This window comes from Bradyrhizobium algeriense, from assembly GCF_036924595.1.
GTDB classification, from domain to species: Bacteria; Pseudomonadota; Alphaproteobacteria; order Rhizobiales; family Xanthobacteraceae; genus Bradyrhizobium; species Bradyrhizobium algeriense.
Genome location: NZ_JAZHRV010000001.1, coordinates 7,576,243 through 7,598,513 on the forward strand (window position 1 = coordinate 7,576,243; position 22,271 = coordinate 7,598,513).

The 22,271-nt window shown below is 62.8% G+C and carries 18 protein-coding genes; 8 read left to right on the forward strand and 10 right to left on the reverse strand.

All coding sequences use genetic code 11. The features are described from left to right. The first annotated feature begins 102 nt into the window (after positions 1-102). Positions 103-1,365 carry a S1C family serine protease gene (locus tag V1286_RS36355; protein WP_334488424.1) on the forward strand — a complete coding sequence of 421 codons (1,263 nt, stop codon included), beginning with the start codon at positions 103-105 and terminating at the stop codon, positions 1,363-1,365. Between the two features lie 420 nt (positions 1,366-1,785). Next, a complete protein-coding gene (locus V1286_RS36360; RefSeq protein ID WP_334488427.1) occupies positions 1,786-2,700 on the forward strand; it encodes a hypothetical protein in 915 nt (304 codons plus the stop codon). Positions 2,701-2,968: 268 nt separating this feature from the next. Here the strand turns inward: V1286_RS36360 and V1286_RS36365 are convergent, their stop codons facing one another. Beyond that, entirely contained in the window at positions 2,969-3,274 is a 306-nt protein-coding gene (locus V1286_RS36365; protein ID WP_334488430.1) for a hypothetical protein, read from the reverse strand. 470 nt (positions 3,275-3,744) lie between these two features. Here V1286_RS36365 and V1286_RS36370 point away from each other — a divergent pair, with 470 nt between their 5' ends. Beyond that, the gene (locus V1286_RS36370) at positions 3,745-4,014 is read left to right on the forward strand and encodes a hypothetical protein (protein ID WP_108522754.1); all 270 of its coding nucleotides are present in this window, start codon (positions 3,745-3,747) and stop codon (positions 4,012-4,014) included. Between the two features lie 163 nt (positions 4,015-4,177). Here V1286_RS36370 and V1286_RS36375 read toward each other — a convergent pair whose 3' ends face one another. Further along, positions 4,178-4,771, reverse strand: coding sequence for a hypothetical protein (locus V1286_RS36375; RefSeq protein WP_244608678.1), 594 nt, complete (start codon positions 4,769-4,771; stop codon positions 4,178-4,180). Positions 4,772-4,854: 83 nt separating this feature from the next. After that, positions 4,855-5,319 carry an Lrp/AsnC family transcriptional regulator gene (locus tag V1286_RS36380; RefSeq protein WP_334488436.1) on the reverse strand — a complete coding sequence of 155 codons (465 nt, stop codon included), beginning with the start codon at positions 5,317-5,319 and terminating at the stop codon, positions 4,855-4,857. A gap of 161 nt (positions 5,320-5,480) precedes the next feature. Between V1286_RS36380 and V1286_RS36385 the strand changes: the two genes are divergently transcribed. Next, positions 5,481-6,494, forward strand: a complete 1,014-nt coding sequence (locus tag V1286_RS36385; RefSeq protein ID WP_334488437.1) for a 1-aminocyclopropane-1-carboxylate deaminase — start codon at positions 5,481-5,483, stop codon at positions 6,492-6,494. Positions 6,495-6,498: 4 nt separating this feature from the next. On the opposite strand, the gene recQ is transcribed toward V1286_RS36385, so the two are convergent. Further along, the gene (gene recQ / locus V1286_RS36390) at positions 6,499-8,355 is read right to left on the reverse strand and encodes a DNA helicase RecQ (RefSeq protein WP_334488439.1); all 1,857 of its coding nucleotides are present in this window, start codon (positions 8,353-8,355) and stop codon (positions 6,499-6,501) included. A 239-nt stretch (positions 8,356-8,594) separates the two neighbouring features. On the opposite strand from recQ, the gene V1286_RS36395 reads away from it, so the two are divergent. From V1286_RS36395 to V1286_RS36405, 3 genes are read left to right on the forward strand one after another with little or no spacing between them, the layout of a single operon-like run. After that, the gene (locus V1286_RS36395; protein ID WP_334488442.1) at positions 8,595-9,962 is read left to right on the forward strand and encodes a cytochrome c; all 1,368 of its coding nucleotides are present in this window, start codon (positions 8,595-8,597) and stop codon (positions 9,960-9,962) included. After that, entirely contained in the window at positions 9,956-10,453 is a 498-nt protein-coding gene (locus V1286_RS36400; protein ID WP_334488445.1) for a (2Fe-2S)-binding protein, read from the forward strand. The genes V1286_RS36395 and V1286_RS36400 overlap by 7 nt, the downstream gene beginning before the upstream one ends. Then, complete coding sequence (locus V1286_RS36405; RefSeq protein WP_334488447.1) at positions 10,450-12,684, forward strand: xanthine dehydrogenase family protein molybdopterin-binding subunit; 2,235 nt, start codon at positions 10,450-10,452, stop codon at positions 12,682-12,684. The genes V1286_RS36400 and V1286_RS36405 overlap by 4 nt, the downstream gene beginning before the upstream one ends. Positions 12,685-12,690: 6 nt before the next feature. Here V1286_RS36405 and V1286_RS36410 read toward each other — a convergent pair whose 3' ends face one another. From V1286_RS36410 to V1286_RS36420, 3 genes are all read right to left on the reverse strand, one after another. Beyond that, positions 12,691-14,067 (reverse strand): vWA domain-containing protein, encoded by a 1,377-nt coding sequence (locus tag V1286_RS36410; RefSeq protein ID WP_334488448.1) that lies wholly within the window; start codon positions 14,065-14,067, stop codon positions 12,691-12,693. Between the two features lie 7 nt (positions 14,068-14,074). After that, positions 14,075-15,022 (reverse strand): AAA family ATPase, encoded by a 948-nt coding sequence (locus V1286_RS36415; protein WP_334488450.1) that lies wholly within the window; start codon positions 15,020-15,022, stop codon positions 14,075-14,077. Between the two features lie 107 nt (positions 15,023-15,129). Next, on the reverse strand, positions 15,130-15,765 hold the full coding sequence (locus V1286_RS36420) for an HAD-IA family hydrolase (protein ID WP_334488452.1): 636 nt from the start codon (positions 15,763-15,765) through the stop codon (positions 15,130-15,132). Between the two features lie 108 nt (positions 15,766-15,873). On the opposite strand from V1286_RS36420, the gene V1286_RS36425 reads away from it, so the two are divergent. After that, the gene (locus V1286_RS36425) at positions 15,874-16,647 is read left to right on the forward strand and encodes a S1 family peptidase (protein ID WP_334488454.1); all 774 of its coding nucleotides are present in this window, start codon (positions 15,874-15,876) and stop codon (positions 16,645-16,647) included. Positions 16,648-16,759: 112 nt separating this feature from the next. Here the strand turns inward: V1286_RS36425 and V1286_RS36430 are convergent, their stop codons facing one another. From V1286_RS36430 to V1286_RS36440, 3 genes are all read right to left on the reverse strand, one after another. Next, complete coding sequence (locus V1286_RS36430; RefSeq protein WP_334488457.1) at positions 16,760-18,982, reverse strand: acetate--CoA ligase family protein; 2,223 nt, start codon at positions 18,980-18,982, stop codon at positions 16,760-16,762. A gap of 171 nt (positions 18,983-19,153) precedes the next feature. Next, entirely contained in the window at positions 19,154-19,732 is a 579-nt protein-coding gene (locus tag V1286_RS36435; protein ID WP_334488460.1) for a class GN sortase, read from the reverse strand. Positions 19,733-19,849: 117 nt separating this feature from the next. Beyond that, positions 19,850-22,138, reverse strand: coding sequence for a marine proteobacterial sortase target protein (locus tag V1286_RS36440; RefSeq protein WP_334488462.1), 2,289 nt, complete (start codon positions 22,136-22,138; stop codon positions 19,850-19,852). Positions 22,139-22,271 lie beyond the last annotated feature (133 nt).

The window sequence follows — 22,271 nt, forward strand, 5'->3', positions numbered from 1 at the left end:
GGAAACAGCAAGGCGGGCAAATATCGGCCTCCTGCGTCGGCCCAAATGGACTTCGGTTGCAAAGATAAATATGCTCACCCTGGGTCTGTGGGGAATACACGTATGAAATGCCGTGCTGCTGCGATCGCAGCTTTGTTGTGTACGATTTTTGCCGGTTCGAATGCGGATGCGCGCGGGCCTTACGGTTCGATCAGCATCGGCAACTGGCAGGGCGGGGCCTACACCAACGACCAGACCGGATCTTTTTCGCATTGTGCCGCAGGCGCCCGATACGCCAGCGGCGTCTACTTCATGGTGACGATCGACGGCAATGGCGGGTGGGGTCTGGGGTTCATGCATGAGCAATGGACGCTCACGCCAGGACAGGCCTTTCCGCTGACCCTGACATTCGATGGACAGCAACCGTTCAATGTCCATGGTATCCCGATCGGCGACAAGGTGGTTCGCGTGCCGATGCCGAGCAATTCCGCGCTCATCGCCCAATTCCGAAAGGCGAAGGGGATGACGGCCTATACGCAAGGGCAGCTCTTCCAGTTCAGCCTGGATCAGACCGGACAGCTACTGCCCATTTTGGCGAACTGCGTTGCCAAGGTCAGGCAATCGGGCGTGGCCAGTGCCGGCGATTTCTCGGTCCTTCCCGCAGCTAAGGCGGTCGCTGTGGCGGCACCGGACTCTGCGCCGGCGAAGCCCGACAGACTGTTTGACCAGAAGGGCACCGGCTTCCTTGTGAGCACGAACGGACACCTCGTGACCAATGCGCACGTGGTGCAGGGCTGCGTCGGCGACATCCAGGGCAATCCGTCCGGTGAGGCGCCCGCCAAACTGCGCCTGGTGTCGAGCGACGAGACCAACGATCTTGCGCTGCTGCAGGTGACGGGCTCGTTCAAGGACATCGCCAAAATCAGGGACAAGGCGATCCAGTCCGGCGACACCGTGGTAGCGATCGGCTATCCCTTTCATGGGCTGCTGACATCCGATTTCACGGTGACGACCGGGATCGTGAGCTCGCTCAGCGGCATCCTGAACGACACGCGCTTTCTGCAGATCAGCGCGGCGGTTCAACCCGGCAACAGCGGCGGGCCGCTATTGGCCTCCAGCGGCGACGTGGTCGGCGTGGTCGCGGCGAAACTGAACGCCATCAAGTTCGTGAGGGCCACGGGCAACATTCCCGAGAACATCAATTTCGCCATCAAGACCGGGGCGCTGCGGGACTTTCTCGATAACAGCGTGGTGCCCTATCAGATCTCCGACGCCAAGGACGAGTTGAAGACGGCCGACATCGCGCGCAATGCGCGGGCGTTTACGTTCCTGATCTCCTGCAAGGCCAAGGCGAGGGAAAAAGAGACAGCGAAGAACTCGGGATGAACCACGTTAACGCCGTTTCGCTTTTGGGAGCCGTTGGCTGGTCTTAGGCTCGGGTGCCAAGGGAAATCCTTAAACGCAAGCGAGGCCGTGCAGATGGCTGATACCCTAGTCGTGGGGCTCCATTCATGGATTATCCAGGACGGCAACTACGGCGATTTTGCACGGGATACGAACGCAGCTTTCGCTCTAGGGTTTTACGCCTTGTCGCCGCTGGCAGCAGTCGAATCGAACCCAAAGCTCGCCCCTGCTCTGACTCGTAGAATGAAGATTGAAGTTCGTAGACACGTTTCTGCGTAACGTAGACACGTTTTCTGCGTAACTAGGGGCGGCAAATTATTCCACGCGCGGCAGCATTTTCCGGGAAACGAGATCATACGCTATTGGTGGGAAAGTAGAATTTCGCGGCATGAGAATTGCTAAGTGACTGATGGCTTCTGTAATCAAGGGGGATCCATCATGATAACCGGCTTCAGCACGTCACCGAGCTATTTGAACTACGCCAGCACTCCGAAGGCGACGACAGCACAGCTAATTACGACCGCCGATGCGAAATCGGTCGATGCCGCGAAATTGCCCGGCACGAGTGCTCGCGCGCAGAGCTTGATCGACAGCCTCATCAAGACCAATTCTGGGCGCCGGGAAAGCGTCCAAGGCTTTACGTCCAAGCTCCAGTACGACCAGAGTGCCGTGCAGAGACTAAGTTCCGTCATTGAAAACCTGCCCCCGCAGACGTCACAGAAGGAACGCGACTCCTGGAACGCGCAGTTAGCCAGCGCCAAGAATGAAGTTGCCTCTTCGCAGTCGGAGATCGGGCGTTTTCAATCCGCACTCAACAATGATCCCTCGACCGAGATGGCGTTAAAGTTTGCAGGCAATCTTCTCGGCATGTCGAGTGATGAAGTTCACAAGCTCTATAATGATCGCGTCGATGCGCTTGCCGCGTCGAAGGCGTCCTCTGCGGCAAGCGGACCTGCATCCGTTGGACCTGCCGGCGCTGCGTCCAACCCGTCGGGTTCGAGCGAAGAGTGGGGCAATGACCCCAGCGGAGTTCGATCTGAAATCAAGATCAACGGTGTCGTTGTCGGCCGCGTCTACAACAGCGGAGTCACCGAACTGCATGACGAGTATGGCTCGCTTGGCCAACAGCTCGGCTTTGGCGGACCCGGCGAAGCAGGTCTTGAGGGGCCACAGCTCGCAGACTACCGAATTGCGCAGCTCAAGGACGCGTTGAAAGGCTCAAATGTGGAGATTACCACGATGTCCACCGCAATGACCCAAGCGGAATGGCTGGCAAGCCAGATATCTGGCAGCGGGCGTGTTGATCGCTCAGCTTAACCCATCTAGGTGTGAACCCATATCCGGCTGTCGCTTTGCGTTGGTCGGAGGCATGGACTTTCCTCACCACCGGGTGACGCCGGATTGGGAGCGGGGCTTGGGTTTGTGTGCCGAATCAGGCTCGAAAAGATATCCTCAAGACCAATGCATGGAAGGATGAGGGTGAGTATCTCCTCCATTGCAATCGCATTGGCGGCCCGCGCCTCCCGAGGGGAAGGCGCCGTCCTTAGGCCATCGCTGCACTGCCGGGCTTCAGGCCGCTCGACGCTTACCGCGAATTGCCGCGGCCATGCGCGGTCTGGGCAGTCCAGATGCTCCAGCTAACGCTGGCGAGGCTTCGCTGGTCCGTCGCAAGCGGCCGCCGGGTCTGCCGTTCATAGGCGGCGATGATGTGCTGCGACTGCCGGATTTTCTGCTCGAGTTCGGCAATCGTCTTCTGCGTCTTGCCGGTCCTGTTCGCTTGGGCGGCCTCGCCCACCATGAACCTCGCGGTTTCGATGTTCTTCAAGGTCTCGCGAAGCTTCTTGAGCTGGGCGCGGTGCCACGCAATGGCGCTGTCACTGTCTACCGGCATGCAAACCCTCCTGATTCGTGGCCGAATCTAGCACGCATGAGGCAAGTTGGGCCAAGGGGGAACCCAGCGGGTCATCAGGGCCCACTGGTTTCGCGAGGCATGGTCCGGCCGTTCCCGATTTCGACCCCATTTTGCCATCGAAGCGACCGCGGGCGAGCCTTCAAACAACAAACTTGCATGGCGATCTGTGACCAGCGCGGTCTCTCTTATCCTCCTGACGGCAGAATGCCGGACTGGCGCAATGGAGCGTGCGATGAGCGAAGTTGAATTCGATCGAATTGTCGATGCCGTGCGGAAGGAAATCGCGCCTGCACCGGCGTTGTACTCGTTGACGGGGTTGCGGGCTTCCGCCTGGCGGGCGAAGGCCGCCGGCGACAAGCCCACGTCCCGACGCCACGCTCCCATGGTCAGGATTCGCCACGTGGGCGAGGGGCGGAAGCGATACAGGTGAAACGATACGGGGTGAGCCAATGGAACGATCCGTGTTCGAAATCGTGAAGGCGCCGCTGGGCTGGTCGGTATTTGCTGACAACGTCAAGATCGGCGGCGTCTACGATTCGCGGGGCGCCGCCCTCGAAGCCGCCGCACTGGCCGCATCCTATACGATCAGCGACGGCGTCGGCGTTCAGATCAACGTGCCCGGCGCGGAGGAAGAAAAGCCGCGATGGGCCGTCGCGTTTGATATCGCGAGCTCCATCCTGCCAACGAGGAGCGGACGCGAGCGAAGCGGCTCACGGTAAAGCCCGCGTGAAGGCAATCACTCGACCTTGACGGATAGCCTCCACTCCGTGGGAGGACTTTTCAAACTAGCATGAGCTTGTCCGCGCAGTCGCGAGCCATGCGCGGATCGACACTGGCCGCCGTCGGTTTTCCGCCGGCGGCCTTCATTTCGCGCCCCGCGCTTTATTTCACATCGTCGAACGGCGACACCGCGGGGCTGCCGACGCGCATCCGCTTGATGCGGCGCACCGCCATCGGCGCGCCGTCGGACTGGTACTGCAGTTCGTATTTCTTGCCGTTCTTGTCGACAGCGCTGCAGGTGATGCTGGAAAGTTCGAGCGTCACGAAGTTGCCGACCTGTTTGCAGAGGCCGGCGGTCGATTCGACTGACGGCACCGGCAGGCCGTCGGCCTTCGGCCTGTCCTTGGATTTCAGCAGCATCCGGTCGATCGGCAATTCGTACAGATTGGCCTCCGGCCTTCGCCCGTTGTCGCCGGAGAACGTGATGATGTGGCTGTCGTCACTGGGATCGTCGATCGCCACGGTAAAATTCGCCCGGCCTTCCTCAGTCTGGAAGAAGGCAACGGCCCGGCAGGCCAAATCCCGTCCCGCGACCTTGAGCGTGCTGCACTTGCCGGACATCATCGCAAAGATGACGGTATCGGGCTCTTGCCGCTGAAGTTCGTCCGAGGCGCGGGCCGGCATTGCAATGAAAATGATGGCAAGGGCGAAAGCCTGCCGGCAAAGCTTCATGGTCATGCCCGGTTGATAGGACATGGCGCGCTGTGTGACCAGAGTCTCGCAAGGTTCCGGAAGTGTACCAAGGCAGGATAGCCCCATTTTGCAGCGCCGAACCGCAATCAGAAATCAAGCGGCGCGTTGTCGACCACTTCCTTCATGACGAAGAAAGTCCGAGTCTGGCGGACGCCCGGCAGCGCGATCAATTGTTCGCCGTGGATGCGGTTGAAATCCTCCATGTCGCCGACGCGGATCTTGAGGAAATAGTCGAAATCGCCGGCCACCAGATGGCAATCCAGCACGAATTTCAGTTGGGCGATTGCCCGCTCGAAGGCGGCAAAGCTCTCCGGCGTCGACCGGTCGAGCACGACGCCCACCATGACCAGCGCCCCCTTGCCGACCTTGCGCGGCGCCACCATCGCCCTGACCTGGGCGATGAACCCCTCGTCGAACAGGCGCTGGATGCGCCGGTGACAGGTTGCGGCGCTGACGCCGGCCGTTTCGGCCAGCTCGGCATTGGTCAGCCGACCGCTATTTTGCAGCAAGCGCAATATCTTAAGGTCGATGCGGTCGATCCTGCCGGTCATGAAAGAATCTCTCGGATAAGTACTCAATACTGGATGAAAAGCTAACATTATCCGAGAAAGGCGCAAGCTACGCATATATCAGCGGCCAACTTTGAGAGCACTTTTCCTGCGTCCGGTGATAGGGCGTTCTCCGGACATCAGGCCATCAACGGGGGACGTCAATGCTGGAAAAATTCGAACGCTATCCGCTTACCTTCGGACCCACCCATATCGAGAAGCTGGAGCGGCTCTCACAGCATCTCGGCGGCAAGGTCGAGCTCTATGCCAAGCGCGAGGACTGCAATTCGGGTCTGGCCTTCGGCGGCAACAAGCTGCGCAAGCTCGAATACATCATCCCCGACGCGATCGCTTCCAATGCCGACACGCTGGTCTCGATCGGCGGCGTGCAGTCCAACCACACCCGCATGGTCGCAGCCGTTGCGGCCAAGATCGGCATGAAGTGCCGCCTGGTGCAGGAAAGCTGGGTGCCGCACGAGGACGCCGTCTACGACCGCGTCGGCAACATCCTGCTCAGCCGCGTCATGGGCGCGGATGTGCAGCTGGTGGACGAAGGTTTCGACATCGGCATTCGCCAAAGCTGGGAAGAGGCGATCGCAGACGTGAAGGCGAAGGGCGGCAAGCCCTATGCGATCCCGGCCGGCGCCTCCGTGCACAAATATGGCGGGCTCGGCTATGTCGGTTTCGCCGAAGAGGTCAGGGCGCAGGAGAAGGAACTCGGCTTCGCTTTCGACTACATCGTGGTCTGCACGGTCACCGGTTCGACCCACGCCGGCATGTTGGTGGGATTTGCCAAAGATGGCCGCGCGCGCAAGGTGATCGGCATCGACGCTTCCTTCACCCCGGCCCAGACCAAGGCCCAGGTGCTCGACATCGCCCGCAACACCGCCGCCCTCGTTGAATTGGGCCAGGGGATCGTCGATGACGATGTCGTCCTGATCGAGGACTATGCCTATCCGGCCTACGGCGTTCCCTCAGAGGAGACCAAGGAGGCGATCCGGCTGTGCGCGCGCCTCGAAGGCATGATCACCGATCCCGTCTACGAAGGAAAATCCATGCAGGGCATGATCGACCTCGTGAACAAGGGCTACTTCCCGAAAGGATCGAAGGTGCTCTACGCCCATCTTGGCGGTGCGCCCGCCATCAACGGATACGCCTACACCTTCCGGAATGGCTGAGGATTTACGCGTCGGCCGCCCGCACCAGCGCGAGCAGTTCGTCGCCGTAATGCTCGAGCTTCTTGTCGCCGATGCCGGCGATGTTGCGGAGCTCGTTGAGCGTTGCCGGCCGTGCGGCGGCAATGCCGTCGATGGTGGAATCATGCAGCACGACATAGGCCGGCACGTTTCGTTGGCGCGCGATATCGGCCCGCCATGCCCGTAGCGCCGCCTGCAGGCCGGCGTCCGCAGGCTTAGTCTCGGCGCGCGGCGCCAGATCGCCGCGCCTTGATTTGGCGCGGCTGGCGCGGATGCTCGTGCCGGGTGCCGCCTCGCGCAGCATGACTTCCGTCTCGCCTTTCAGTACGCCGCGTGCGCTCTCCGTTAGTTTCAGCGCGCCAAAGGCTTCGCTGTCGGCCCGCAGATGGCCCATGGCGACTAATTGGCGGACCACGGCGCGCCATTGCTTCTCGTTGAGATCGTTGCCGATGCCGAACACGGATAGCTTGTCGTGGTCGAATTGGGTGACGCGCTCGGTCAGGCGGCCGACCAGCACATCGATCAGGTGCATGGCGCCAAAACGCTGGCCGGTGCGATAGGCGCAGGACAGCAGCTTTTGCGCGGCGACCTTGCCGTCGCGAAGCTGCGGCGGCGACAGGCAGTTGTCGCAGTTGCCGCAACTGGTGGAGGTCGCTTCCTCGCCGAAATAACCGAGCAGGCGGCCGCGCCGGCAGCCCGCGGTTTCCGCCAGCGCCACCAGCGCATCGAGCTTGCCGATCGAGACGCGCTTGAACGCATCGGAGCCGGTGGACTCGTCGATCATGCGGCGCTGCTGCACGATGTCGGACAGGCCATAGGCCATCCAGGCGCTGGAGGGCTTGCCGTCGCGCCCGGCGCGTCCGGTCTCCTGATAATAGGCCTCGATGCTTTTCGGCAGATCGAGATGCGCCACGAAGCGCACGTCCGGCTTGTCGATGCCCATGCCGAACGCGATGGTGGCAACGATGACGACGCCGTCCTCGTTGATGAAGCGATCCTGGTTGCGGGCGCGCAGGCCTGCATCGAGGCCCGCGTGATAAGGCAGCGCAGCTATACCGGCCTTGGTCAGGGCATCAGCGGTGTCCTCGACCTTGGCGCGCGACAGGCAATAGACGATGCCGGCGTCTCCGGCGTGGCGTTCGCTGATGAAGGCCTTGAGCTGGGCCGGCGCATTCTGTTTTTCGACGATCTCATAACGAATATTCGGGCGGTCGAAACTCGCGACGAAGCTTGGCGCGCCGGCAAGCCCGAGGCGGGCCACGATCTCCTTGCGCGTCATTTCGTCGGCGGTCGCGGTCAGTGCAATGCGCGGCACGTTGGGAAAGCGTTCGGCGATCGCGGACAGGCCGATATATTCAGGGCGGAAATCATGCCCCCATTGCGACACGCAATGCGCCTCGTCGATCGCAAACAGCGCGATGTTGGCTTGTCCGAGCAAGGACAGGCAACGCGGCGTCAGAAGCCGCTCGGGCGCGACATAGAGCAGGTCAAGGTCGCCGGCGAGCAGCCGCCGCTCGACTTCCGAGGCTTCGTCAAACGATAGCGTCGAGTTCAACACCGCCGCGTTGACGCCGGCCTCCAGCAGTCCCGCGACCTGGTCGCGCATCAGCGCGATCAGCGGTGACACCACGATGCCGCAGCCTTCACGCAGCAGTGAAGGCAGTTGATAGCACAGCGACTTGCCGCCGCCGGTCGGCATCAGCACCAGGCAGTTGCCGCCGTCCGTCACGTGGCGAACGATTTGCTCCTGCGCGCCGCGGAAGGCGGGCAGGCCGAATACCGAGTTCAGCACCGACAGCGCATCAGGAACACTGTCGCGGTGAAGGGCGGCGGGAGCAGGCATGGGGATTATGTCGTCCGATCGGGGTTCGCGCGCAGGCGCTCTTGAGGCAGGAAGTCGAGATTACCATCGATCATGGCACGTCCAATCCAGATTCGACACTCCCACCGGTGCGCGCCCGTGCGGGCTCCCTGCAGGGCAGACTTGCGGTAATTGATGCTTCCACGGGTGAACGGTGGCGGGTGAACTGTGTTAAAATACAACCCAACAGCTATAAACGCAAAGGGAGCGCAAGGGACCGCATGATGGGACCGTCCCGAATTGTCGTCAGCATCGTTGCCGTCGTGCTGCTTGGCGGCGCGGCGGCTGCCTTTGCAATCGTGTGGCGCCCGGCGATCGCGGCGGTCGAGCCGCCCGGGCCGCAGGCCTTCGATGCCGCTCTCGTCAAGCGAGGTCGCGACCTGGCGGCGATCGGCAATTGCAGCAATTGCCATACCGTGCGCGGGGCTAAGAACTTTGCCGGCGGTCTGCCGGTGCCGACCCCGTTCGGCACGATCTTCTCCTCGAACATCACGCCGGATGCGGAGACGGGAATCGGGCGATGGTCGGAAGCCGCGTTTCAGCGCGCGATGCGCTCCGGCGTCAATCGTGAAGGGCAGCACCTTTATCCGACATTCCCATACGACCACTTCACCAATGTCAGCGACGAGGATGACCGGGCACTCTATGCGTTCCTGATGACGCGGCAGCCCGTCCGCGCGCCGGCGCGCGAAAACCAGCTTTCCTTCCCGTTCAACCAGCGGTTCGCCATTGCCGGATGGAAATTGCTTTTCCTTCGTCACGGCACCTATCAGCCTGATCCCAAGCAAAGCGCCGAATGGAACCGCGGCGCCTATCTGGTCGAGGGGTTGGCGCATTGCGGCGCCTGCCACACGCCACGCAATGCGCTGGGTGCTGAACGCAACAGCGCGCAATTTGCCGGCGGCGATGTCGACAACTGGCACGCCTATGCGCTCAACGATCGGTCCCACGCGCCGGTGCCCTGGGATGCTGATGCCCTGTTCGCTTATTTGCGCGACGGCTGGCACCCCGACCACGGCACGGCGCGCGGGCCGATGGCGGAGGTGGTCAGTAATCTGTCCTCGGTTCCGTCAAGCGACGTCCGCGCGATCGCGGTCTACATGGCCGGCGTATCGGGAACGCCGACGCCGGATCGCAAACGTCAGGGCGAGGCCGCGCTGGAACAAGCCAAAGCATCTTCGGTCCCCGCTTCCCAAACCAACACGGCCGGTGCGTCGATCTATGCCGCTGCCTGCGCGTCATGCCATGCGAGCGGACGGCCGCTGCCTTATGGCGGGGTCGATCTGGCTCTCAGTACCGCGATCGCCAGCCCCGATCCGCGCAATCTCGCCAATATCGTGCTGTCCGGCGTCCAGGCCATCGAAGGCGAACGCAGCCCGATCATGCCCGGATTTGCCGCCAGCATGACCGATGCGCAGGTTTCGGCCTTGTTGAATTATCTGCGCGCGCGGTTCAGCAACCAACCGCCATGGTCTGGCGTTGAAAAGACGGTTCAAGATGCACGCCGCGCGCAGACTGCATTTCTCCAGACATCGCCCGCGCCGCGCAGCCCGCCCACCGATTCTCAGCAGCGAGAAAAGCCATGGTGACATTGAAGGTCAACGGTCGGGAGCATCAGGTGGATGCCGATCCGGATACGCCGCTGCTCTATGTGTTGCGCGAAGACATCAAGCTCAACGCCGCCAAATTCGGCTGCGGACTGGGCCAATGCGGCGCATGCACGGTGATCGTCGACGGCAAGGCCGTGCTCTCCTGCGTAACGCCGATGATTTTGCTGGAAGGCAAGCAGGTAACGACGCTCGAGGGCCTCGGCACAGCGTCAGAACCCGCGCCGATCCAGCGCGCTTTTATGGAAGAGCAGGCAGCGCAATGCGGCTACTGCATCGCCGGAATCATGATGCGGGCGCAGGCCCTTCTGCAGAGAAATTCCAGGCCGACCAATGAACAGATCAGCTCCGAGCTTGAGCCTCATCTATGTCGTTGCGGCACCCACATGCGCATCCTGCGCGCGGTGCGTCGCGCGGCGAGGCTGATGGACAGCGCGGATGCGTCGTTGACGGCCGATAGGAGGGCCCGATGAACGCCCCCGCGATGATCGATCGCCGTCGCGTGCTGGCAGGCGGCGGCGCGCTGATTGTCAGCTTCTCGTTGTCAGGCGCTTTGGCGCAGCAGCAAGGCGCGTCCAGAGCAGCTCCCGCACCGAGCCTGCCCGGCAGCTTGAAAAATTCGCCCTATCTCGACGCATGGATCCGCATCGACGCCAGTGGCAGTATTGAGGTGTTCACGGGCAAGGCCGAACTCGGTCAGGGTTTCAAGACGGCGTTTCAGCAGATCGCGGCTGAGGAGCTCGACGTGGCCTTTGAATCTCTCAAGGTGACGACGGCGGACACGCGTCTGACTGCGAACGAGGGCTATACGGCGGGCAGTAACTCCATGAAGGACAGCGGCACCGCGATCCAGAACGCGGCGGCGCAGGCGCGCGAACTGCTGCTTGCAGAAGCAGCAGGGCGGCTTGGACTGCCGGCCGAGAATCTGCGGACGGCAGACGGCGCGGTAATCGCGCCTGACGGTAAACGTCTGTCGTATGGTGAACTCGTCCGGGACGATATGCTGCATGTCCAGGCGCAGCCGAAGTCGGAACTGAAGGACCCCGCGACATTCAAGGTCATTGGCCGGCCTGTGCCGCGCGTCGATATCCCCGCCAAGGTCACCGGCGGTGCGGCCTATGTTCAGGACATGCGACTGCCCGGGATGGTGCACGCCCGCATCGTGCGACCGCCGAGCTATGGCGCGCAACTGACGGAATGCGATACCGCCGCTGTGGAGAAGCTGCGCGGCGTCGTCAAGGTGGTGCGTGACGGCAATTTCCTTGCGGTGGTCGCGGAAAAGGAGTTCCAGTCGATCAAGGCGATGAATGCGCTTGCCACCGCCGCGAAGTGGCAGGAGACCGCAAGCTTGCCGAAGCAGGATGATCTACCGCGCGTCTTGACTGGCTTGCCTTCGCAGAACACGACCATCTTTGAGCGCAGCAATCCTGCAGTCACTGGCCAGAAGACCATCGAGGCGACCTATACGCGGCCCTATCAGGCGCACGGATCGATCGGTCCGTCTTGTGCCGTGGCGCAATTGATCGATGGCGCGATGACGGTATGGACGCATACGCAAGGCGTCTATCCCGATCGTCAGGGCATCGCGGAAATGTTGCGCATGCCTCCGGCCAGCGTTCGCCTGATCCATGTCGAAGGCTCCGGCTGCTATGGCCATAATGGCGCCGACGATGCCGGGGCCGACGCCGCGCTGATCGCCCGCGCATTGCCCGGCCGCCCCGTTCGCGTGCAATGGATGCGCGAACAGGAACATGCCTGGGAGCCGTTCGGCCCGGCGATGGTGACGAAACTCAAGGCCTCGCTCGATGGCAACGGCAAGATCGCCGACTGGCATTTCGATGTCTGGAGCAATACGCACTCGATGCGGCCGGGCGGCGCCGGAGCGATGCTGGCGGCGCAGCACATGGCGCAACCCTTTGCCGTGCCTGCTCCCAGGCCGTTGCCGCTGCCGGAAGGCGGCGGTGACCGCAACGCAATCCCGATTTACACGTTTCCCAACGCGCAGGTGGTGCACCACTTCATCCCGGCGATGCCGCTCCGGATTTCGGCGATGCGGGCGCTGGGGGCCTATCACAACGTGTTTTCGATCGAAAGCTTCATGGACGAACTCGCCGGCCTCGCCGATGCCGACCCCGTCGAATTCCGTTTGAAACATCTTGAGGATCAGCGTGGCCGTGCCGTGATCGAAAAGGCGGCGCTGGGTTTCGGATGGAAGCGCGGCCAGAAAGCGCCGCGGGATCGCGGCTTCGGCTTTGCCTTTGCGCGTTACAAGAATCTGGCGGCCTATTGCGCCATTGCTTCCGAGGTTGAGGTTAATCGGGAGACCGGCCGTCCACGTCTGGTCCGCGCGGTGGCGGCGGTCGACAGCGGGCAGGTGGTCAATCCGGACGGGTTGATCAACCAGATCGAAGGTGCAATCGTGCAGTCGATGAGCTGGACATTGTACGAAAGCGTTGCCTTCGACGACACCAGGATAACCAGCATCGACTGGCAGACCTATCCGATCCTGCGTTTCGACGCCGTGCCTGACAGCATCGAGGTTCACATCATCGACCGGCCGGGGCAGCCGTTCCTCGGCAGTGGCGAAACCGGGCAGGGGCCGGCGGCGGCATCGATTGCAAACGCCATTGCCAATGCCACGGGAAAACGGCTGCGGAATTTGCCGCTGACGCGCAAGCGCATCAAGCAGGCGATCGATGCGTGAAGGCGCCTACTGATAGCTTGCCACGATATCCGATACAGCGCGTTCGAGCTGTTTCGCGGTGGCGCATTGGCGGACTACGGTGCAGAAGGTCGAATAGCGCGGCATCTCTGAATCGCCCCAGCCCCAGGCCATGCGGCCCTCGGGATTGAGCCAGACTACCCGCTTCGACCGCTCGGCGATGCGGCGAAGGATGTCGGCACGGGGATCGAGGTTGTTGCTGCGGGCGTCGCCGAGCACGATCACGGTAGTCTGCGGCGTGATCGCGCTCATCCAGCCGTGTTCGAAATCGTCGAAGGAATTGCCGTAATCGGACGAGCCGAAGCCGACCTTGGACATGATCTCGGCCATCGCCTCTTCCGGCGATTTGGATTCCAGGATGTCGCTGACCTCGATCAGATGCCCGGAGAACGCAAACGAGCGGACATCGTCCACGACCTCGTGCAGGCTGTGGATCAACAGCAGGAAGAAATCGGACACTCGCGCCACCGAGCCCGAGACGTCGCAGAGTGCCACGATCTTCGGTCTGTCGCGGTGCCGGCGCTTCCACGCGGTGAGGAACGGCACGCCGCCCCAGGCGGCGTTGCGGCGGATGGTGCGGCGAACGTCGAGATGGCCGCGGCGCTGGCGCTTGCGCGGCTTGGAGTAGCGCTCGCGCAGGCGCCGGGCGATCTGGCGGATCAGGTGCCGCATCTGCTCGACCTGCCGCGGCTCGATCCGCGACAGCGGCGCGTTACGCAAAATCTCATTGCGGAGGTTTTCCGCTTCCTCGCGCCCGTACAGCATCAGCGCCTGCGAGACGGTGTCGCGGACCGTTCCGCGCAGCCCGTCCAGCGCATTGGTCAGCCGCTCGGCCAGGGCAGGGTTGGCTTCGGCGAGATTATCGAGATCGTCGCGCAGGCGCTCGATGCCCATCCGGTCGAGGATGCGGCCTGAGAAGATACCGCGTTGCGTGAAATAGCGGATGTCGGACAGCGACGCCGCGCTCGCGGCGTTGGCGATGGCCGCCGAAATCTGGTTGCGGTCCTGCGCCAGCAGCATCTGGGCGAGCTGGCCAAGCCCCTCGGCCTGCTCGCCGCCGCCGCTGGCGTCATCAGACGAATCGGATGAGGGACTGGATCCCGATTGGTCTTCTTGGTTGGCCTTGCTGTCTTCAGGTGGAGATTGCGGCTCCGGCTGATCGAAGAACAGATCAAAACAATCGCCAAGCGCCTTCTTCTCATCCTGCGTCTTGGCCAGCGTCAAGAGGAAGGTATCGCGCAGCACCGTCCGGTCGGCAAAGCCGACCTTGGAGACGGCGCGCATCGCGTCGATACTCTCGGCCGGCGAGAGTCTCACCCCCGCGCCCCGCGCCGCACGAAAGAAGCGATGCAGGTTCTCTCTCATCCCTTGTCTATCCGAAGACGTTCTGACGCGAGGCCTTGGCGATGAAGGTGGAGACCTGAGGCATGGTGGCCTCGATATCCGCCTCGTATTTCAGGAGGACGTTCAGCGTATCCTTGACCATCTCGTGGCCGAGTTCGGGCGCCTGCAACAGCACCAGCACACGCGCCCAGTCGATGGTTTCGCTGACCGACGGTAATTTCTTGAGATCGAGCGTGCGGACCTCGTGAATGAAGCCCACCATCTGCTTGCGCAGCGTCTGCGAAATGCCGGGCACGCGGCTCTCGACGATCCGCTCTTCCAGCTTCTGCTCGGGGAAGCCGATGTGAAGATGCAGGCAGCGCCGCTTCAGCGCGTCGCCGAGATCACGCTCGCTGTTCGAGGTCAGGATCACGGTCGGCGGCGCGACGGCGACGACTGTTCCGAGTTCCGGAATCGTCACCTGGAAGTCGCTGAGGATTTCCAGCAGGAGCGATTCGAATTCGGCGTCCGACTTGTCGATTTCGTCGATCAGCAATACGCAGCCGGCCGGCTGTTCCAGCGCCTGCAGCAACGGCCGCGGCTCGACGAACTCCTTGGAGAAGAACACATCGCCGAAATCGTGAAGCTGATTGAGCGCCGCTTCCAGCGTCGGAGCGCCGCCGAGGACTTCGCCGAGCTTGTCCTTCAGGATCTGCGTGTACAGAAGCTGTTTGGCGTATTTCCACTCGTAGAGCGCCTTGGCTTCGTCGAGTCCCTCATAGCATTGCAGGCGGATCATCTTCATGCCGCGCCAGGCGGCGATCGCTTTCGCAAGTTCCGTCTTGCCGACGCCGGCGGGGCCTTCGACCAGGATGGGTTTTTCGATCTGCTGCGCCAGATAGACCGCGGTCGCGATCTGGCGGCTCGCAATATAGCCTTGCGCCGCAAGACCGCTTTCCACTGCCTCGATCGAGGCCGACGGCCTGATATCAGCCACGGGTTTCAACTCCGAATTCGATGGATTTCAGAGTGTTCTGCCTGCGTTCCCGGCAAAGAACAAGCGTCGTTTGGACATGGGCGGCGGCAAATTCCGCCATTTTCCGCCTAGCGCAATGCCAGCCCGGTAGCAGCTTCCAGCTCGTTAATCGCCTGCGCCGCATTGACCACCTTGATCGTGGTCATCCCCATCTCGCGCGCCGGCTTCAGGTTGACGCCGAGGTCGTCGAGATAGACGCAGTTCTTGGGATCGACCTGCAGCGTCTCGACCATCATGCGGTAGATGCGCGGGTCGGGTTTTCGCAGGCCGATTTTTGCCGACTCGATGACATGGTCGAACAGCGCCATCACTTCGGCGACATAGAGCGTGCGGCCGCTGTGGCTGCCGATGGCGTTGGCGGGAAGGTTGTTGGTGATGCAGCCGGTCTTGAACTGCGCCTTCACGCGCTTGAGCGCCTCGACCATCTCGGGCCGCAGATCGCCCGACAGCAGCGGCAGCACGTCCCTGCCGCGAACCGCCGCGCCCAAGGCCAGCGATTCGGCCGCGAACAATTCGTCGAACGCTTCGATATCGACCTCGGCGCGCTCGAACTTGGCCCAGGCGTTTTCCAGATGGTTGGCGGCGTTGGTGCGCCGGATGATGTCGGCGGGCAGCCCGCGCTCGGTCTCATACCGCGCAAATGCCTCGAACGGCGAGGTGGTCAGCACGCCGCCGAAATCCCAGATCACTGCCTCGATCATCATGCCCTGCCTGAAACAAATGCGTTGGCGAGCGGCTAACACGAATTGCCCGCTGGAACCAGTGCGATCGGGCGCTTGGCGACATGCGCTGCGCGGGTTATTGCTGCGCCGATGAAAATCCTGCCTCGCTTGATTGCCGGCCTTATTGCCAGCTTTGCCCCGCTGCTCTCCGTTCCCGCGCACGCCATCGTCGGCGGCGGTTCGCCGTCAACGGAAGGTGTGGCCCACTCGGTCGTCACCATCGTCGGCTCGCGCGGTAATTTTTGCACCGGCGCGTTAATCGCGCCGAAACTGGTGCTGAGCGCGGCGCACTGCGTGCAGCCCGGCGCGGATTACAAGATCGTCGAATATGGTGCGGACCGGCAGCCGTCGCTCCAGGACGTCAAGACCGTCGCCATTCATCCCGGCTTCAATATGCAGGCCATGCAGGCGCATCGTGCGACGGCAGATGTCGCGTTATTGCAATTGGCGGCGCCGCCCAAGGGCAAGACGCCATCCGCGCTCGGCATGCCAAATATCCCCATCATGATCGGCAGCCGCTTCACCATCGCCGGCATCGGCGTGACCGTGCGCGGCGACGGCAAGAGCGGCGGCACCATCCGCGTCGCCGGCCTGGTCGCGACCGGCAAGCCCGGCACGCTGCAGATCCGGCTTGTCGATCCCGTCGGGCAGGGCACGCGTGACGGGCTTGGCGCCTGCACAGGAGATTCCGGCGCGCCTGTTTTCGAGGACAAGCAAGGCGGCCCCTTGATCGTCGGCGTGGTGAGCTGGTCGACCGGACCGAACGGAAGTGCTGGCTGCGGCGGCATGACCGGTGTTACGCCGCTTACGCTTTATCGGGACTGGATTGTGCGGACCGCGCAGAAATGGGGCGCGGGATTGTAACTTGCTCGGTGCCGTAGGGTGGGCAAAGGCGCGCTTGCGCCGTGCCCACCATCAAGCACTCTGCCCGTGATGGTGGGCACGCTACGCTTTGCCCACCCTACGGCTTCCGTGGCTAATGCCCCGCCGCCTTGTTCGCGGCATCGTTGTTGAGCACGATCAGGCCGTCGACGGCGACGCCGACCTTGCTGTTGATCAGGAACGGATTGACATCGATCGAGGCGATGCGGTTGCCGGCGTCGGCCATCAGATTGGAGAGCCCGACCAGCGCCTTTACGGCGGAAGGCTCGTGCAGCGCCGGTTTGCCGCGATAGCCCTTCATCTTCACGCCGGCCTTCGTTCTGGCGATCAGTTGCTTCGCCTCGGCCTCATCCAGCGGGGCGCCGGCGAGGGCGACATCATTCATCAGTTCGATATCGACGCCGCCGGTGCCGAACAGCACCACCGGTCCCATCTCGGCGTCGAGCGAGGCGCCGACCACGAGTTCGAGGTCGGCCTTGACCTGCTGCGCGATCAGAATGCCCTCGAGCTTCGGCTTGCCCTTCAGCTTCTTCACCCGCCCGGTGATATCGTTGAACGCTTTTTTCACCTCGGCCGCGCTGTTGAGGTTCAGCACCACGCCGCCGATGTCGGATTTGTGCAGGATGTCGGCGCTGACGACTTTTGCGACGACGGGAAAGCCGATCTTCTTGGCGATCTTCACCGCTTCCGCCGCGGTCTGCGCGATTTCTTCTTTTGAAACCGGGATACCGTAGGCCTTGAGCAGCTTCTTCGAGGCGACCTCGTCCAGTGCGGCGGCACCGTTGGCGCTCTTCAGCGCCCTCTCCAGCACCGCGCGCGCGGACGCCTTCGAGCTCGACACGATGTCCGGCACTTCCTTGCGCAGGGAAGAATATTCGATCAGCGACTTGATCGCGCCGACCGCCCTGTCGAGGCCCTGCATGACCGCGATGTTCGGCAGCGATTTGCGCAAAGCCTTGGTGAACTCAGTGAATCCAATGGACATCGCGCTGATATAGACCACGGGCTTACTGGCGGCGCCTGCCATCTCGTTGACGAGCCGCAGATTGCGCTCGCGCAATTCGTGCGGCGCCTTCGGCAGTTCGGCGTCGATGATGACGATATCGGTGTCGGGGTCGTCGATCATGATCTTGATCGACTTGATGTAGACCGAGGGATCGACCACAGCGGCAAAGCCCGCGTCGAGCGGATTGCCGACAATGCTGCCGGGCCCGAGCATTTGCGCCAGTTGCTCGGTTGCATTCGCGCTGAGCGGCGCGAAGTTCATGCCGGCCGAATAGAACGCATCGATCAGGAGGCCGCGCTTGCCGCCTGACAGGGAAACCGCGGCGATACGGTTGCCTTTCGGCGGATCGGCATGGACGAAACATTCGGTGGTCTCGATCAGCTCGTCCAGCCCGCGCACCCGGATCACGCCTTCGCGCGTTGAGATCGCGTCAAAGGTTTCGATCGAGCCGGCGAGCGCGCCGGTATGCGCCATCGCGGCGGCACGGCCGCCCTCGGAAGCGCCGAGCTTGAGTGCAATCACCGGCTTGCCGGCGGCGCGCGCAGCCTTGCAGGCTTCGCGAAACACCTTCGTGTTCCGCACGCCTTCGAGATAGACCACGATGACGCGGATCGAGGGATCGGCGGCGAAATAGGCCATCAGGTCCGGCGTCTCGAGGCCGGTCTCGTTGCCGGTCGTGACCATGTAACCGACACCGACGCCGCGATCCTCCAGCGTCTGGCGGATCGCCATCACGATCGCGCCGGATTGTCCGGCAATCGCCACCGGACCTGCTTCCGTGGTGACGATGCGGTCGTCGATATTGGTGAACAGCTTTTCGCCTGCGCTTAAGTTGCCGAGGCAGTTCGGGCCGGTGACGGCAAGGCCGGTCTCTTTCACGGCTTGCTTCAGTTCAACCGCAAGCCGCTGGCTTTCCTCGTCCTGCAACTCGCTGAAGCCCGAGGTGACGATGGTGGCGGAGCGCGCGCCGGCCGCCGCGGCGTCACGGATCACCTGCATCGCGAAACGCGCCGGCACCAGCACCAGCACATGATCGGGCTTTTCCGGCAGGCTGGCGAAATCCTTGTAGCAGGGCACGCCCCAGATCATTTCGCGCTTGGCGTTGACCGGGAACAGCCCACCTTCGTACTTGTACTTGATCAGATTGTTCCAGATGCGCTCGGCATAGTTGCCGGGCTTGTCGGTGGCGCCGACCAGAACGATATTGCGCGGGTGCAGCATCGCATGGATGCTTTTGACGATGTCGCTGGCATCAGGCGAAGGCGACCATTTTTCGGCTTGATGCGATGCGGTGCTTGCCTGAGCGTCCATGGATATCCCTTAACTCTGTTGTTTTCTTTGGCCATGGCGATCGAGCATGAACGCCGCGCCATGGTTTTCTTATGATTGAGGCCTTTCTATTGGGACTTGGCGGGGGTGGCAACACGCGTTGCGCGCGCAGCGCCATTCGCGCCACGCACGATATCCCGGCTCGCGGAGAATTCAGCGTGAAGGCGGCGCGTCTCCGAGCATCGTGGCGTGCACAAGATAGCGTTCGGGCCCTTGCGTCAGCGCGTCGAACGGCCAGCAGGTCGACAGCACCAGTTCATGCCCGCCTGCGAGCGGATCGATGCCGGAGGCATCGAAGCGCACGACCGAGGTCGTATCGACCCTGTAGCTAAACGTCCGGCCGTCGTGTCTTGTAACGTCGATCTCGTCGCCGACGACGACGTTCTTCAGGAAGGCGAAATGCGTATCGCGATGCGCCGAATAGACAGCCACGCCGCGTTCGCCGGCGTCGGGCGTCCGCTCGACATGACCCGGGCCGAAGGCGAGCGCCTGGCCGCTGCTGCCTGCGAGCACGATGGCGCGGGCATGGAGCCGCTTCACTTCGATGCGGGCGACCGGCCATGTGTCGGCCCATGACCAGGATTTTGTCTCGCGCCCTGTCGCGATGGTTTTTTCAAAGGCCCGTTCCAGCAGCACCTGCGCGAGCCGCGCTTTGGCGTGGATGTAAGCCCCCTGGCCGAACAGGATCAGGCCCGCGGAACCGAGAAGGAGAGGGAGAACGAAGCGGGGCATTATGTTGGCTCGCAATGACGATCATCGAGAAAGCGGCGCGCGCGGCCTTGGGGGACGGGTGGAGCCGCGCGCGCTCTGGAAGGGGAGGTTGGGGAGACCTCCTCCTTTCAGCCGACGTCAACGCAGTGACATCTGACGTCGATTGAACTGACGTCGAGTGAACACCAACAGGATCAGGCTGACCGTGAGCAGGATCACACCCGCGATCATCCTCAGTTCAGCGTCAGTCGCCGTCCTCGGCAGCGTGACCGTGCTGGGCGCCTGGGTGACGACAGGCTGTGCCCGCTTCAGCGCCGCGACCTGAAGCCGCGCTTCCTCCGTATCAGCGCGCCGTTCCGTCGGCGTTGCCGGAAGGCGTAGGCGTTCGCCGAAGACTTTTTCAAAGTCCCAGCCGGCCGGCAGGTTGATCGGCAGTTCCGAGACCTTGAGCGGCTCGCCTTCCGGACGGCTCGGCGTCTTGTCGACCGCGACCAGGCTGGTCAGCCGCGTGACGAGCTGATGCTCGAGCGCCAGCGCCAGAATGGTTTTGTCGGCATCTTCCGGGCCCGCCTGCCGCGTGGTGCGCGCGACTTCGGCATCCGCGATCTTGCGCCGCGCCCAGAGTTTGGACAGGCCTTTGCCTTCGGCCGCATTCGCCAGCGGCAGAGTGACGACCCAGGGACGGTCGCCGATGCGGCCCTTGATCTCGATCGAGCCCGCGAGCTTGTCGAGCTTTGCCGCCAGAACCAGCGGCTCGTCGCGATAGACGTCGGGGATCGCGACCGGCGTGATATCGGCCGTGGCGTCGGAGAACTTCGCGGTGAGATTGGTCACCGCTGGATTTTCCAGCTTGGCGAACAGGCCCCGCATGCGCTCCTCGACCTGTTCGACCGAACCGATATGGGTGAAGGTGCCGCGGCCGAGTTCGGCAGCGCGCGTCATCAGGTAGGTGTTCGGGGCAGAGCCGATGCCGACCATGAAGATCCGCGAGCGGCCGCGCAGCGCATTGATGGTTTCGAATAATTGCTGCTCGTTGCCGATCGCGCCATCGGTCAGGAACACGACCTGCCGGACGTAGCTGGCATCGCCGACCTTGTCGGACAACGCCGCGCGCATCGCCGGCACCATTTCGGTGCCGCCACTGGCCTGTAGCGCGTCGACAAAGGAGGTGGCCCGGCCGATATGCTCCCTGTCAGCCGGCACGGCCGCGGGGAACAGGACATCCATGGTGTGATCGAAGCGGATTACGTTGAAACGGTCGTTCGGCTGCAGACGGTCGAGCGCGTAGATGAGGCTTGCCTTGGCCTGAATGATCGAAACGCCACCCATGGAGCCGGAATTGTCGATCACGAAGATCACCTCGCGCGGCAATGGCTTTTGCTGAGCCTGTTCGACCGAAGGCGGCGTGACGAAGGCGAGCAGGTAATCGCTGTCGCCGACGTGCTCGCGGAACAACCCTACCGAGGGCGCCTTCTCGGCCACAGGTTTCCAGGTCAGTTCGAAATCGCGGTCGGCCGGTACCGGACCTTCGGCCAGGCGAATGATGCTCGTGCCTGCATCTGGCTTTTCGGTCTTGATTGCATGGTGGTGGCTCTTGATCCCGCCGAGCGGGAAGCCGGCCTGCAGCCGCACGGTGATGCGGGTCGGATTGACCGGCGCGTTGGTTGCGGGGTCGAGTACTTCGGGCGAGATGCGGTTACGATCCGGCACGGGATCGGACTTGGCCGAACCCCAGCCGCCGCCGTCGGGCCGGAAGTCGACGCTTTGGACAACCGGCACGGGATTGTAGCGCGGGGCGACCACCATCGGCACCCGCAGCGAGAACTCGTTGCCGGATTGCTGGACCGGCTCTTGATATTCGATCTGCACCAGCACGGTTTCACCGGGACCGATATTGGCGACCGAGTTGGTGAAGATGTTCGGCCGTTCCTGTTCGGTCAGCGCCGCCTTCTGTCCATTTTGCTTGGCCTGTTCGTAGATGATCTTTGCCTGCTGCCGCTCCTTGATATCGCCGACCACGACGCGATCGCCGATCACCATTTTCAGCGTATCGACCGCGCCGCCCGACGGCAGCGGATAGACATAGACTGCTTCGACCCAGTCCTTCGTCGGATTGCGGAAGATCTGCGTGACGCGGGCGCGGACCGTCGGACCCGATACGGTGAGATCGACATCGATGCCGAGCCGCGTCGCGTCGGCATAGCCTTCTTCGTTCTTCAGCAGCAGCGAGCCGGAGCGCGCGTCACCGGGTTTGAGATAGGCGGCCAGCGGGCGTTCAGTCGACCACACCGGTTCAAAGCTCAAAAATAATGCCGCGAACCCGACCAGGATTACGGCAACGCCCTGCATCACGAAGAACAGCACCAGCCTGATCAGGCCGGGCTGTTCGCTGCGTTTGTCGGCCTCGATTTCGTCGCATGTCGTCATGTTGCTCACTCCGAACGGCGATTTCGCCGTGGTGTGAGGGTGCGGAAAGCCGCGATTTGGCGCGAGCGGAATGATCGGCCTAGCTCGGTCGCCCGCCACCGTGCGCCGCCACGGTCGGGACGGTTTTGTGCGG